Genomic DNA, 14099 nt, shown 5'->3' on the forward strand with positions numbered 1-14099 from the left:
TGCCGACCTGGCCCAACAGCCGGATCAATGAACTATTGCCTTACGCCGAAAACCGCTTCAGCTAATTACCCCGTCAGCTTATTACATTATTTTAATCACACAACACGAGTTCACCGTTCGGTTACGGTCTGGCCACAGCGTTGGCGACAATAAAAACTTGTTGCATGGGACATATCTACGATGGTACTTTTGCGAAAAATTCTTGTTGAATAGACATAAATATTTTAATAAAGGCATATGAAATGGAAGAAAGTCAATACAAGGGCATCAGAAAAGAAATATTGCTTTATGCCCGAGACATGAATCAGTGGTGGAAGAATTTGCAGAAAGATTCAATTGCCGAGTGGCTGCTCCTCACAACAATTGGCTGCTGGGGCATACCGGATCATTTTTTTCAGAAAACAGCTTTCATTTTAACAATAATATTCTTTTCTGGGAAATTACTCAAAATATCGAATAAACGCTCATTTTCAAAACATGAGTCAAAAATAAAAAACAGAATAACCTTATCCTCACTTAGAGAAAATGAAAAAAGTTCTCTTTTATTTAGGTTGGAGAAAATAAAAAAATTCAGGCGGACAAAAAATACAATTTTCATTTTCAAGAGGACCTGGAGGTTTTTATTAGGTTACATATTCCTTATGGCTTCATGTTTTAAAATATTCTCAACCATTTTTTAATTTATTGTATTGTACAATAAATGGATGTCATATTTTAATATTTATCTCATGTTGTGAAAACTGGATTAAGTTTATTTTTGAAAATGAAAAACAGTAATAATACATTATTCAAGAAGTAATATTGCTATAATTCAGCATGCAAGAAAAACACTACCTCATCTTTTTACCGGATGGTAATCCCGTGCAATCCAGGCCAAGCTACACACGATAAAGCTATTATGATGGCAAGGTAAAAACCATCTGGTTCTTCAATGATACTCACTCCATACAGTAAATAATTGGTATTGCACTGACCTCTTTGACCGCATGTGAGAATGAAGATAAAATCCACAAAAGCTGAGTGACATGCCCATTAACCTGCTCACCTTTTAATATTTTTTCGAACTCAACTTTAACCTCACTTTTAGAAATGAAAGAGCAGCTTAATATACATTTTCTGTGCAGCTTAAAGTCTTTTAGTAAGGTGTTTAAATAATCATCTAATTTATTTAAATCACCTTTTCTGATCCTGTTGATGTTTGTGGCTCCTTTCGATGAATTATATTTTTCTACAAATTTACTTTGAGTCTTTTTAATAAAATCACTTTTACTAAAATTCATATACCCTAAATTTTTTACAGCCTGACCGACAACATCATGAAAATTGCTAGCAGAAGTACTATGTGAACCATGTTTAGAATGGATAAAACTAATGCATGATTCTTCATTATTAAAAGTTATATGATCTGCCCATTCAGTCCCTAAGTCATCGCAAAAAATAAAATCATCACTCTTATGCGTTTTTTCGACTAAATCAAACATTGAGTTTTTTGAAAATTTTACACTATTTTTCCTGAAGTTGCCTTTTTCACTAACCACGGAATTCATATTTTCTATAGGTGTCAATATTTCTAATATGCTATTTATTTCTGAAATTCCAGAGTCATCTTTAAAACAATTACCGATGAAGTACATATAGCGAGGATCATTAAAAGTAATGCTATAAAAACCATTTTTAATTATATAACTTTGTAACGTAATATCACTGCCTGACAAACTTATTTTGAGGGCTCTCAAGAATGAGGAGTCAAAAGTCAAAGTTTTATTATTAATTCTAATAAGGGCTCTTCCAATTTTAGTTATTATATTGTTTCTGTCATCAATCGTATAAACACGTTCCAAGTGCTTAAAAAGTCTCTCCAATTCCTTTGTTTTAAGTTCGACATCAACTCCCTTTTTATTAGTATATTTGATGCTAATCCCATCCTCGATAAGCTGATCATATAACGACGAGCTTTCGATTAAAATTGCATTTGGGGAAGTTTGTTCAAGCACATCATGGAGTCTTTTTTGCTTAGCAAAAGCATCTAGAAAATCTTTTTCCCCTCCACCATCCTTGATAAGTATAAGTTGATTGTAAGCCCATTGGACGACGTTTTCAAAGCTAATTCGATGAGAGGACTCAACTAAACGCCCAGTACCTGAAATGGTTTTTACCGTAGAGCCTTGCCTGAATTTCAAAAAAAGTGGTATTGAACGTCCAGCTGCATGAGTCGAGAAGGTTCCTTTTAAATCAGGAGCTTCATAAGATCGATTTCTGATGGCTTTATCTGATACGGTCATATTTCTCAAGGATATTCTTTGGAAGGAAACATCTGAATCATTAAAAGTTTCAGCTATCATAGCGCTGGATATTAGCTCAAAATTAGCCTCAAGTTTTTCAGATATGCTAGAACAACTTTTTTTAATTATGGCAATATGGTTATCAAACTCTAAAATGATAATAAATGCATGTATACGATCAAATAGTCCTTCTTCAGTTTCTTCTCTTTCAATGAAATAGACAGGTCTAACCGTTGGGAATACCCTAATTGAATATCGATATGAAATATTTCTATCAACTAAATTTGTTTGTACTCTAAATGTATTCAATATATACGGCATTTCTGGTTCGATGTTATCATCTGAAGCATTCAATATATTAACAATCATTAAATCAGTAATAATGGGTTGTAAGTCATCGATCTTCAAAACATAAAATTGTACATTTTTAGTTAACTCTAACTTATCAAGCATCGCTGCATCCTTACTAGGCGAAAAGCCATTATATATCGTATTTTAATTGAAAAATTAATTTAGCGATTATAATTCAACCTAACACATTAGTAAATCTTAATCAATAGATTATATACAATGCCTGTTGTCATGCTTGAGTAGCTTAGCAGATAGCTTCTTGTGGGCCACTACAGCGTCATGAACCAGCACAAAAACAGCTCTGGGTTGAGCCGTACCACATTCCAATTCCAAGTACATGTGTGTTTCAGACCATAATCCATGAATGCTGACAATCTTTTGTCTAACGGCCAACCCAGTGCACTGATACGCTCAAAAATGAGTAATTGGCGTAGCTCGCCTTTTAGCCGCTACAGGACGCACCTCATGAACGCTCTGGTGCTTCAGCTTTAGCTTCAGATAGGGATGCTCCCACACCACTGGCTCACTAGACACCAGCCCATCATGCTCACTCGAGCCACATACGCCCGGATTCCGTAAAATGGTTTGATAAGTCGCTTGGCTTTCAATACCCTGTAACATATGACTGAGGATGCGGCGACGATCTTCCTGGGTAATTTTCTTGGGGTTAACCAGATATGTTTGCCGAACTGCATTGCGGATTGCCAGCCCCCGCCCCGGACAGTTAACCCCTTGCCCAATGTAGACTTCGACAAGCTGTTTTAGCTTCTTTCGGATTGGCTTAATGAACTCACGCCAACTATCCGCCTTCTCTACCGCCACTTCATAACCATAAGCGTTATACAAGATGTTGAATACTTCGCTTTCTCTATGCTTCCTGACTTCACCAAGCGAATATATCAGACTATAAATCAATGTCTTTGCCGATCCTTCGTCAATATCGAAGCGCCGCATCACTTTCTCTTTAGTGATTTTCTTCAGACGTACACACTTAAGCCCATATTTCTCAAGTTCATGGCGCAGGATAGTTAATTGGCTGCTTTCGATATCATAGTTGTAGCCTTCAAAAATATGCCACTTAATGGTGGATTTTAGCGTCTGAAAGCCCCCGAACTTCTCAAAAGAGCGTGTACCAAGATCAGCCACGTTATATTCAGGCCAGTACTCTACAACCAAGGGAACGCTGCTGACGAGTCTACAGCCACGCTCGACAAGATGACTTAGGAACATAGTCTTCTGGAGCGCCTCCCTTTCATTCAAGGGCTGATAGGCTTGCAGTTTATCTAGATTAATACGCAACCCGCTCATGTTACGGTACACTTCCCGCATATAAACTTGCGTTTCCCGAGACATAATATGGCGTACCGAGTGTTTAGGCTTGCGGCATTCAGATAGAGCCTTCTGGATCAGTGATTCCTCGGTGAAACTGTCTAGATTCCGCCTACGGCGAGCAGTCGTGAGATAAATTAGACGATCGGTACGTTGCATATACTCAGCGTGCTTTTGATCGCCAAACCATCCACGAAGATGTGCCTTTGACAAGGCAAATAGACGACTGAGTCCTTTCCCATAATTGTGGGGCTTAATCTTAATAATACCCACTTCCGCAATAAGCTCTAATGCCCGGTCACAACACAAATATTTTGACTGTTCAAAAACAAACTTGAGTTTACTCTTACCCAACTCACTGGAGATAGGTGAAAACGTTGTATAGGGTTCGTCCGGGTCAGTATCTTCTGCATACAAGAAAACATTACAAATGAGATGTTGCAGGAACTGTTGTATTTCTTTGTAGAAGGTGGGTGACTGACGCTTATCTTTCCCAATAAAACGTATCTTATGTACATCCTCGATAAACTTATCGTATGTTTCCAGAGTAACCAATATTCCACGTTCAATAATATAAGCCATATATAACTCGCATTCAGATTAGCATGAGGGATAACCAATTGCATAACGCAATTAACAGCAGTTAATTACGCAAGCAAAAAATTATGTTATGTTGTTCAACCACCACGCTCCTGGTCGCTGTTACCTGCTGCACAATATCACTATTAATATGGCAGTAACTATACAATCATATATCCATCAACTTATAGACTACTAGTATCTACCGACCAGTTATATAGCCCAGCATACTCTTTAGAGAGAAGTAGGGATCTCAATGTATAACCAAGTATTCTGCGTCATGAATGAAAAGAGTAAGTTAATACAGATAGACTACTCATTCAGCTCTAACGTTTAAATATTGTGAGTGAAATAAATGATCTCCGGTTTTCCCTAGCCAACGCACGAGGTGGCGATTAGTGGGTCATCTGATGGGTTATTTGGCAGGTCTGCAAGCAGAGTACATGCATCGAATCGCCGAGTTAAAGCACCATTTTTCTCGGTCTGGTACTTTCTTGTCTGCCAGACAGAACTGAAACACAGCAGATTAGCGGTTTTACGAGGGTTCTGGCGAATCACCTTGCCGATAATATCAATCTGGATGTGTATGTACGAGAGTGACATCTGGCCTCCACCAACATCGCCTGTCCAGCGGTCTAACAGGCGAGTTGATGGCGATATACAGCGGTTTCAGCCTCTTATATTTACCAATGCATTGAACTGCCCTGGCCTTTAAGTGCAGGAGTCACAGGATTATTCGCCCGCTAACCAGGCATCCAGTTTGTCTTTGATCAGACAATAGCGCCGTGTTAATGATTCTCTTTTATAAGGTACCGCCCGTGTGCTTTTTCCTTTGCTATCAGGAAGTAACATTTCCTCTCCGCGTAAGTAGTCAAGAACATCTTTCAATTCCACCTTACCAGTAATGTTTTTTTCAAAAAAAGCGGTATCCACTGCATATACCGCTATTTTTTTCATTTTCGTCAAGATAATCGGCTTTCTATCTAGTTTTTCCTGGGTATAGGTTTTCTTCTTTTGTAAATCCGGTAATTTTGACTCAAGGGCAGCTTTAAATTTGCTGGAGAAATCAAACCCCTTCACTGGGGCACCATTGGCTGCGTTGTAACAGCTTGAAATCCCCTCCATGATATCTTCTTCGGTGAGTGGCAAAATACCGTACCCACTGGCAAGAACACCACTGGCATAAGCGAGGGCAAACCGCTTACCTATACGCACTGCAATGCCATTATCTTCATCAATGTCATGATGCTCGATGAAGTGGTTAATATGCGTTTTTATCTTCTTCTTGACTGAGTTACGGCCTTCTTTCAGCATTTCTGTAATGAAGTCAGGGCCAGCAGTGCCATGATACAAGCTACAGCGGAGTTGGATACGCTCGGCAAAGCGGCGAGACGTGAGTTCCTCAGGCACTATATCGAAGATGCCAAGATCAGCACTGGCATCAGCAGGCACATCAACTACGCGTACCTTTTCGCCGTCCATTCGGCTTAGGCTACCATCGCTAGCATGTTGCCCAAGACTAAACTCCCCCGTACTCAGCATCACTAAACGCCAGCGCGAAACTGTTTTTTGGTAGCCAGTGTGCCGCTGTTTTCCTTCGCCTGATCCCAGTATGTAGATGCGGCTTTGTGCCAGAGATGCCGTTTCACCTTTTTTAGATCCTAACAGTTTCAGTTCATCCAGCAAAAGGATGCCATCATTACGTGCTTCCGCCGCCTGTTCGAACGCGGCATCAGTCATATTCCACTTTTTGACAAACTGATTGTTGCCAAAGACAGAAGCTGCCATCAGCATCAAGGTACTCTTACCTTGGGAACTCGGCGCATAGAAGTGAAATCCACCACTTTCAATATCAGTCAGGTGGATACAAGGGCCAGAAAATGCGCTGGATAATGCCAGTATCAAGCGGGAGTTCCCTTGTGCCAACAACGCCACTTTCTTTTGCCAACCGCTCGTGTCGCCCTTAGCCTGTTCGTCATGGAAGAAGGTTTGAGCTTCCGGATAAGGCAGTGGCCCAAAACCTTCTTTATCGCCAAGGATCACACCACTGGCAGTTAAGTAGTTGTCACTCTCGGTGAATCCGGGCCGGAGGCACAACTGGACGCGTTCATCAACCGTTTGGCGAAGATCTTTATAAATGGACTCCTTCGTAGAATCTTCTAAATCCAGAGCTAATCCTTCAGCAAAGAGTCTGTTGAGGATGAGCCGTTGATCCGCGATATCCGTAGCGGCAAACAGGCGGCGTACCCTCTTCTTGCTATTTTGGTTGTCGAACTCCACATAGCGGTAGGCTTTTTCGTTATCACCGTCCATCGTCGATAGCGCCAGTAATGTGACATCCGGTTTTACCTTTTTCTTGGTTAATGCAACACTCGATTTTACTTTTTTCTCGGTCATGATCTTTCCTTGTTGAAAATCATTTAATCACCCAAATCACCGCCAGCATGGCAACCTTTTTCAAACCCAGAACCAAAATTGCCTTCCAGCGAAAATCACCTAATCACCCAAATCACCATCTTCTGCTCCCCTCAATATGCTCTCCCAAAATAGAAGCTGGAAGATTGATTAGTGTTACCGTCAACATTGCTCAAACTCCAGCGCTGAGGCATCAAACTGTGCCATCCGTGGCGTTAATCAGCGATCTCTAGATTTTACTTTTGGACGTTCATGGTGAAAGTAAGCTGAGAATCAGTTAGCCGATCCAGCTTCACCAGTGATTTCGCAAGCACGTTATCAGTGAGGCGACACTTTGACCGTTTCCTTGGTTTGCCCTCCTTATTCACGAACAGTGGGATCTCCCACCAAATGCCTTTGATGCAGTAAGTTAAGGCTTGCACTGCACTCACTATCTGCTTCTTGTGCATAGGTCGATTAATCTTCTCCTTACGGCGGTGCAAGTTCTTGGCCCGTAGCATGTACTGCCGGAGTTGCTTGAGTTTGGCCGGATCGTTGGGGATCAGTAGATGGAAATGGGGCATCCACTCACTTTCACTCGGCTTCTGTGTATGCCGGTGGTAGTCCATCTCGAAACCACCCACGATGGGCCCTTCGAAATCGATCCGTTCCAACTGCTTGCGAAGCCGCTGTTTAAGCCGGTTCAGATCCCAATCGAGCAAATGCCGGTTCGGGAACATCTCGTCATAGAACACCAGCGTGACCATCACGTAATCTGGGTGCGTCTGGAAGAAATCCAGCCATTTGTCGACCAACCGTAGGCGACGCTGACGGGAGCAACGGAAACACGCCATACTGCCGCAGGGATAGTCGTTAACACAGCTTTCCAGACGATCTGCCAAAGCAAGGCAATCAGGTTGATCCAACTTACGGCCAACACGGCGCAATATAGTGATACGGGTGCGGTTCTCAACGTCTGCCTGCTTCAGGGTTTCGAAGGTTGGCATCTCCTTAAAGAGCATGTTAACTGTGCGGGAAAGACTATTCATCAGCTTATTCCCCCACCGACATGCGGCTATCAATCCAAGCGTCGATATCACTTTCCAGCCAGCCGACTGACTTACCTTTCAGTCCTGCCCCTTTCATGCTCCGTTGGCGTGGAAAAACACCTTCGGCGATCCACCTGTACATAGTGCTACGTGAGATACCACAGCGGTGCAGAACTTCGGGTTGTTTTAGGATGCGATTTTTCATTTTTTAGCGTCTCATTCGGTTAAACGAGATGCCCATTTACAACCTTGAAAAAATGTTATATTTCAATTTGATAAAAATCGTGATTTTGCCGGAAAAAACGCTGCAATGATGACCGTCATATTAGAAATGACAGATGACCGTCATCATTTGACTTTTATGTCTGTCATCGGTAGAAGATAGATATGACGGTCATACTGGATGCTATAAACAAGGGGGCATGAAGATGGCGGCGAAAAAGCTGATGAAAAAACCGGTGAAGACGCCTGCTAAGAGACCAGCACAAGATATGGTTGAGGTGAAGGCTCGCAGCCGGAGGAAAATGCAAGAAGAGTTCGGACAGCCAATGGAAATCCACATGCAGGACATCACCAAGGCCCGGCTAAAAGAAATCTGTAAGTTGCTCGGCCACGGCAACATTGACTCGATGACACGCGGGACTGGACGTGTATACAGCCAGGTGTTGGATGAGTTGATCAACCTGTTCTACTTTGGCGAACTGTTGGTGCCTAAAAAGCCGAAAGCCCAAGCGCTGTATGAGGTCTACGATGAATTTTATGTGCTTAAGCTTAGAGAGGGTAAAACCACCGAAGAGATCGCGGCTTACATGACCCATCATCAATATGGCAGGCCGAGTGATCTGGGTGATACGGAATGGACTGAGAAGGATGTGGAACGATTGTCGTCAGCCCGAAGGGTTGTTGATAACATCTTGAAGCTTGAGAAACGATAGGCCAATAATCATCAAATATACCAGCCTGCACTTTTGTACTAGTTAAGGAGTGCGGTGAATGAATTTCTCTTCTATAGAAGACGTAAGACAGGTCATTGATTATATCGACTCACAACTTATCGTATTGATTGCCAAGCGTGGTCGGTGTGCGAAAGCAGCGCAGCATTAAAAAAAGATCAGGATTCTGTTCGTGCTCCTGGCAGGACTCAGCTTGTTATCGATAAGGTTAGGGCTGAAGCAGTCGAGGCTGGGCTATCGGAAGACATTATCGAAAAAGTGTAGTGTGCGATGCACAACGCTTTTACTGTCTATGAGCTTGAACAGCATAAGTGCTTGATACAAAGATGATAAGCAAAGTTCGTACTTTATCCGAAGCCCTAGCGATAGTCAGGTGCTAATCAACTCTTACAAGCAGCTAAGTACCAGAAGCAGGCGTTCATAGATCTATGAACGCGAAAAAACCTCGGGTTTCGTTCGGTCTGCATATAATTAGTGACCGATATATCATAAAGCTAAAAAAGTATTGAACTATGAATGCATAAGCGTTAGCTTTATAACGAAGGTGGTGCGAAAAGTAAGCAAGCTAGGAGGCAAGTGAAAAATATTAAATCTTCGGGATGTTTTATTGAGATTGACTCGTCCGAGATAAACATGGAGGTATAATTATGTCATTTTAAAGCAATTTAAGTTAGGGGACAGCATCAGAACGAACAAAATTTTCGTTCCAATCTTTTTATACCCTAAATAATTCGAGTTGCGGGAAGGCGGCGACACAGTGAGTCCCCTGAAGCTTACACCAGTAAGTTACTGAGGTGAGTGAGAAAAACCAACGCACATGCAACTTGAAGTATGACGGATGTATATATAACGATGTTAACTTCCCTCATTTATTTTTACCTCTTCTAGAAATTGAATCATAAAGTTAATTAGTTAATAAACGTCAATCCTCTGGTATGGGTTGACATGTTTTTCAACCTTTAATCCTATTTTTTATGACGAGAACATTCTTATGAAATTATCTGCGTTATTGATCTCAAACTTTAAAGGCGTCAAGGATGAAATAAAAATACTCATCGATAACATCGTTGTATTAGTGGGGCCAAATAATAGTTGTAAGTCTACAGTTCTAGACGCATACGAGGCCTATGTTTCGATGGGGAGTGCATTAAGCATAGACCACTTTCATGGTCGAAATGCGAATATACCGGTGATAATCACAGGTGTTTTTAATGATGTTACTCAGGAAGATGTTGACACTTTAGGACAAGAATGGCTCTTGCAGAACGATCCTGAGTTTGGTAACTGCGCAAAATTTCAAATCCGTTGGGAAACTCCAGACGAAAATGGCGTCAAGTATAGCTTTAGCAACAAAATAAATGATTGGAAGAAAGGAGGGGCTGGTGGATGGAACACATTGTTGCAAAGTAGATTACCGATTCCAGTACGATTAAATCCAAATGATGGCTATGATGCTCTAGAAAAGGTAGTAAAGGATTTAGCGTCCAAAAATGCTGCTCAAAAATTAAAAGATGACAAAAGCAAGGTTGCTGGCATTGTTGCTGAAATAGAAAAACTTGCTAAAGAGGTAGATAAAGAGCTGTCTGGGAGTATTGGGCAATTAAGCAATAAAATAGAGTTGGAGTTAAATAAGTTATTCCTAGGCGCTACTGTTAGTTTTGAAACTGGCGTTGGGAAGTTTAAAGCAGAGGATGCGATTAAAGATGGCAGTAAGTTCTTCGTTAAAACAAGTAATCACCCATCATCCTTAGAGCATCAAGGAACTGGTTTAAAAAGAGCATTTTTATGGTCTGCCGTAAATGCTTTGTGTAGCGAGGGAATGTATAAAAAGGGAACAAAGGTAATTCAAAATGAAACACCTAAAGTGTTACTGATTGATGAGCCAGAAATAAATTTGCATCCATCAATAATTAGGGCTGCTAGAAAAGCTATTTATGCATTAGCGGATCTAGAAGGATGGCAAGTTATATGCACTACACACTCCCCAGTATTCATTGACCTCACTAAAGACCACACAACACTAATAAAAGTGTCGAATAATCAGCAGGGGACTTTCTACTTCCAGACAGATAAAACACATTTTAGTCCTGATGAAAGGGACAATTTAAAGATGCTGAATCGTTGTTGTCCGACAGTTAATGAATTCTTCTTTTACCCTAACGCTATATTAGTTGAGGGAGATACCGAATATTTGGCTTATCAATATATTATTGAAAAAAGTGGCCTTGAAGGCAGTTATTGCGTTATTAATTGTAGAGGAAAGGCGAATATTCCAACATTTATAAAAATATTTGACCAGTTCAGTGCAAATGCTATAGCGATTCATGATCTAGATACAAAGCTTAGGAAGGATGGGGCCGCCAACGGTATGTGGAAAATCAACTTAAATATAAGAGCATTAGCGGATTCAACAAATGGACGAGTCAAAACTGTTGTTCATAATCCTGATTTTGAGGGCTTTTATCTCAATGAGTCTCCATCAAAAGACAAACCATACAATTTATTTTCTCATCTAACATCAACCGACTTTGAAACAAATGATAAATATAAGGAGTTAAGGGAGTCCCTTAATTCAATTATTAGCGGAACTCATAAAGGTTTGTACACTACACAAGCAGAACTTGATGCTATGGCTTAACAAGGCGCTGTATACCGATATATGACTAGCTGCGCCCTCAATTTTTCTGTGGGCGCTCAGGCTAATGTCAGCTTTTCGAGCTGATCCTATTGGAGCCAGAGGCGTAAGGGTGTCAGATTGAGTAACACAGTAACCGGACGGCTTATAGCAGCCCACGCTCCGCCATTGAGACGGTTTGTGTACCGGCAACAATGAAGTGGTCGAGAATCCGCACATCAACCAGATCCAACGCAGATACCAGCCTTTTGGTGATTGCCAAGTCTGCCTGACTGGGTTCCGCCTCACCGCTGGGATGATTGTGGACAAGGATCAACGCCGCTGCGTTATGGTGCAGGCTTAGCTTCACCACTTCGCGAGGGTAGACGCTGACGCCGTTGATTGTGCCCCTGAACAGTTCCTGGTAAGTGAGAATGCGTTGCTGGTTATCCAACAGCAGACAGCCAAATACTTCGTGTTCCAGCGGAGCCAACTTGACCATGAGGTAATCCCGTACATCTATCACCGATAACAGTTGTTGCCCACGGATATATCGGTTCTCGATGATGGTTTGTGCCTGCTGTAGGATCAGGTCTTCATTGCAGCGGTCAGTCATGTCAGAACTCCCGTTCAACAAAGTAGATACAGTCTGGGAAAAGTTGGTGTGAGCTGCTACCGGGCTTGAGTGACCAACTACTGCGTGATGATTTTCGTCGGCCGCTGCTATCGAAGAAGTGGAGGTATTGATTGTCTATGCGGGTGATAACTGACCAGTGATGTTGATCGCTAATCAGGATGAGGCGGGAAAAGTCACTGTGGTTGAGGTATTCGGCTATCTCGGAGAAGATACGCTGGGTGGTTAGTCGCTTAAGTTCTCGGAAGGGCTGGCTGATTTGAGTGGGGAAATGTTTATGGTAGTACCCTTGCCGCAATACCCGATCGATCAAGTAATCCATTCGGGGTTCATCAAGGCCGTGGGTCAGCCATTCCTCTAACGGCCATTCATAGCTGTATTCCCGCAACAGGGCGCGCATCAGTGGTTTTCTCTTCACTCTGCCATCAAACAGGTAGCCCATCATATTCACCAAGCTGTACGCCCCACACAGACAATCCAGGTCACCCTGTTGGGATGCACTGATCTCTCTATCCTTGACCACAATAGATACCCCAAATGGATTTAATTTAGATTTCCTAAAGGAACTGGACGGTATAAACATCCATGTCGTAATACTGAATAAAGTTGGATTGCCATAATTCAAATAGCTCACAACCGGCCTTATGACCGAGGTCGCCTAATCCAGAATGAAATGCATATTGCTGTGACCAACTAAAGTCAATTTCCTTTTCTAATTCAGGGTAAACTCGCCCCATATAGGCAAAGTCAGTGATGTAATCGAAAAACCACTTTCCGTCTTTTCTGATTAGCCGAATTTCTACTGGATGATAGCCACCAAGCCCGGCACTGTAGTCAGGATCTCTAAAAATAAATGACGCAGCTTTCAATTGTTGCTTTATTGGCGGAGCCTTGTCCATTTCTTTAAATAACAGGTCAATCAATTTTTGATTAACGGGAAGCCTATAGCCTTCCTGAAGGATAATATTCATAATGTTTCCATTTAAGTTAAAATAGTCAACAAGTCGAATTTGAAATGCAGTTGTAACTCCCGTTAAGGATTAATTAAATATTATTGGTTTGAGTGGCTGGAAATAATCACTTTACCACAATGACATTTTATCAAACAATACATGCAATGGCAAATAGTTTCACAAAGAAACTATTAATTAAATAATGATTTAAATATGGCCAAAATTAGCTATTCAGACCGGATTAGGCGAGTGAAATAGAGGTTAAAAGTTGCTGGCGCTGTTCCTCTGAAAGCATCATCAACTGACGGGCCAACATCATCACTTCTGGCTCCACATTGCCGGTTAACTTCAAATCATCGGCTACCTGTTCCAATGCCTGCTTTAACAACCTGTCGCGGGACTGTGGCTTCATGGTCTTGAACAGTTGCACCCAGAGGTTAAGTTGCTCATCACTGCCATAGGGCGAGGCTGGCTGCGTTTTCTGCTGCTGTTCCACACGCTCACTATGCAACGACATCCCCGCCGCACGTATATGGTACTCAAAGCCCTTATGTCCAGTTCTCTTTCTCTTGATGTCAGGGTGCATAGCCGCCAGTTTCTCCAGACGTAAGCGACAACCTTTTGCTGTTCCAGGCATACCCGGTTTCCCGACAAATGCGGGTGCTGAGAGCCATTGATCATCATCCAAGTGGGTTTCTTGCGGCAAATTATTTTCCATAAACTTTAATCCAGATATCAATGCGTTAAAAAGAATCGGCAAAATAACCCACAAAAGGAACTTGATAAGTATCTTTTATTCGCATTTAATGTCCATGTACTGATACAGAGGAGTTAATATTGTGAATAACCACGTAGCATCGCAAAAAAAGTCCCCTAAGGGAAGGCTGGAAGATTGGCATCGGGCTGACATTGTGGCGGCCTTGCATAAGCGGGGAGTGAGCCTGTCGCAGTTATCACGCGA

Annotated in this window: 13 protein-coding genes; 4 read left to right on the forward strand and 9 right to left on the reverse strand. The window is 41.9% G+C overall.

The window, feature by feature from the left end:
- Positions 1–242: 242 nt before the first annotated feature.
- Positions 243–680, forward strand: coding sequence for a hypothetical protein (locus tag ACLQ7H_RS25425; protein ID WP_411755068.1), 438 nt, complete (start codon positions 243–245; stop codon positions 678–680).
- A gap of 258 nt (positions 681–938) precedes the next feature.
- Here ACLQ7H_RS25425 and ACLQ7H_RS25430 read toward each other — a convergent pair whose 3' ends face one another.
- The 5 genes from ACLQ7H_RS25430 to ACLQ7H_RS25450 all read right to left on the reverse strand — a co-directional run bounded on the left by ACLQ7H_RS25430 (position 939) and on the right by ACLQ7H_RS25450 (position 8189).
- Positions 939–2735: a hypothetical protein gene (locus ACLQ7H_RS25430; RefSeq protein WP_411755069.1), complete on the reverse strand. Its 1797-nt coding sequence runs from the start codon at positions 2733–2735 to the stop codon at positions 939–941.
- A 309-nt stretch (positions 2736–3044) separates the two neighbouring features.
- Positions 3045–4544, reverse strand: coding sequence for a hypothetical protein (locus ACLQ7H_RS25435; RefSeq protein WP_411755070.1), 1500 nt, complete (start codon positions 4542–4544; stop codon positions 3045–3047).
- Between the two features lie 729 nt (positions 4545–5273).
- Complete coding sequence (locus ACLQ7H_RS25440) at positions 5274–6938, reverse strand: DUF927 domain-containing protein (protein ID WP_411755071.1); 1665 nt, start codon at positions 6936–6938, stop codon at positions 5274–5276.
- A gap of 254 nt (positions 6939–7192) precedes the next feature.
- On the reverse strand, positions 7193–7942 hold the full coding sequence (locus ACLQ7H_RS25445; RefSeq protein WP_411755072.1) for a hypothetical protein: 750 nt from the start codon (positions 7940–7942) through the stop codon (positions 7193–7195).
- A 46-nt stretch (positions 7943–7988) separates the two neighbouring features.
- Positions 7989–8189, reverse strand: coding sequence for a helix-turn-helix transcriptional regulator (locus tag ACLQ7H_RS25450; protein WP_411755073.1), 201 nt, complete (start codon positions 8187–8189; stop codon positions 7989–7991).
- Between the two features lie 223 nt (positions 8190–8412).
- On the opposite strand from ACLQ7H_RS25450, the gene ACLQ7H_RS25455 reads away from it, so the two are divergent.
- Together ACLQ7H_RS25455 and ACLQ7H_RS25460 are read left to right on the forward strand one after the other, a co-directional pair.
- A complete protein-coding gene (locus ACLQ7H_RS25455) occupies positions 8413–8919 on the forward strand; it encodes a hypothetical protein (RefSeq protein ID WP_411755074.1) in 507 nt (168 codons plus the stop codon).
- A gap of 1009 nt (positions 8920–9928) precedes the next feature.
- Positions 9929–11575, forward strand: a complete 1647-nt coding sequence (locus ACLQ7H_RS25460) for an ATP-dependent nuclease (protein ID WP_411755075.1) — start codon at positions 9929–9931, stop codon at positions 11573–11575.
- A gap of 142 nt (positions 11576–11717) precedes the next feature.
- Here ACLQ7H_RS25460 and radC read toward each other — a convergent pair whose 3' ends face one another.
- From radC to ACLQ7H_RS25480, 4 genes are all read right to left on the reverse strand, one after another.
- A complete protein-coding gene (radC, locus tag ACLQ7H_RS25465; protein ID WP_411755076.1) occupies positions 11718–12167 on the reverse strand; it encodes a RadC family protein in 450 nt (149 codons plus the stop codon).
- 1 nt (position 12168) lies between these two features.
- Positions 12169–12708, reverse strand: a complete 540-nt coding sequence (locus ACLQ7H_RS25470; RefSeq protein ID WP_411755077.1) for a hypothetical protein — start codon at positions 12706–12708, stop codon at positions 12169–12171.
- Positions 12709–12742: 34 nt separating this feature from the next.
- A complete protein-coding gene (locus ACLQ7H_RS25475) occupies positions 12743–13156 on the reverse strand; it encodes a DUF2787 family protein (RefSeq protein WP_411755078.1) in 414 nt (137 codons plus the stop codon).
- 223 nt (positions 13157–13379) lie between these two features.
- The gene (locus ACLQ7H_RS25480; RefSeq protein ID WP_411755079.1) at positions 13380–13856 is read right to left on the reverse strand and encodes a hypothetical protein; all 477 of its coding nucleotides are present in this window, start codon (positions 13854–13856) and stop codon (positions 13380–13382) included.
- 121 nt (positions 13857–13977) lie between these two features.
- Here ACLQ7H_RS25480 and ACLQ7H_RS25485 point away from each other — a divergent pair.
- Positions 13978–14099: helix-turn-helix domain-containing protein (locus tag ACLQ7H_RS25485; RefSeq protein ID WP_411755080.1), on the forward strand; the 122-nt coding region annotated here is incomplete at its 3' end.

It is taken from the genome of Serratia sp. (in: enterobacteria) (assembly GCF_046715635.1).
GTDB lineage: Bacteria > Pseudomonadota > Gammaproteobacteria > Enterobacterales > Enterobacteriaceae > Chania.

Bases quoted from the DNA above. Each gene is read 5' to 3' on its own strand.
- ACLQ7H_RS25425 (WP_411755068.1), top strand. From the start codon at position 243: ATGGAAGAAAGTCAATACAAGGGCATCAGAAAAGAAATATTGCTTTAT.
- ACLQ7H_RS25430 (WP_411755069.1), bottom strand. From the start codon at position 2,735: ATGCTTGATAAGTTAGAGTTAACTAAAAATGTACAATTTTATGTTTTG.
- ACLQ7H_RS25435 (WP_411755070.1), bottom strand. From the start codon at position 4,544: ATGGCTTATATTATTGAACGTGGAATATTGGTTACTCTGGAAACATAC.
- ACLQ7H_RS25440 (WP_411755071.1), bottom strand. From the start codon at position 6,938: ATGACCGAGAAAAAAGTAAAATCGAGTGTTGCATTAACCAAGAAAAAG.
- ACLQ7H_RS25445 (WP_411755072.1), bottom strand. From the start codon at position 7,942: ATGCCAACCTTCGAAACCCTGAAGCAGGCAGACGTTGAGAACCGCACC.
- ACLQ7H_RS25450 (WP_411755073.1), bottom strand. From the start codon at position 8,189: ATGAAAAATCGCATCCTAAAACAACCCGAAGTTCTGCACCGCTGTGGT.
- ACLQ7H_RS25455 (WP_411755074.1), top strand. From the start codon at position 8,413: ATGGCGGCGAAAAAGCTGATGAAAAAACCGGTGAAGACGCCTGCTAAG.
- ACLQ7H_RS25460 (WP_411755075.1), top strand. From the start codon at position 9,929: ATGAAATTATCTGCGTTATTGATCTCAAACTTTAAAGGCGTCAAGGAT.
- radC (WP_411755076.1), bottom strand. From the start codon at position 12,167: ATGACTGACCGCTGCAATGAAGACCTGATCCTACAGCAGGCACAAACC.
- ACLQ7H_RS25475 (WP_411755078.1), bottom strand. From the start codon at position 13,156: ATGAATATTATCCTTCAGGAAGGCTATAGGCTTCCCGTTAATCAAAAA.
- ACLQ7H_RS25480 (WP_411755079.1), bottom strand. From the start codon at position 13,856: ATGGAAAATAATTTGCCGCAAGAAACCCACTTGGATGATGATCAATGG.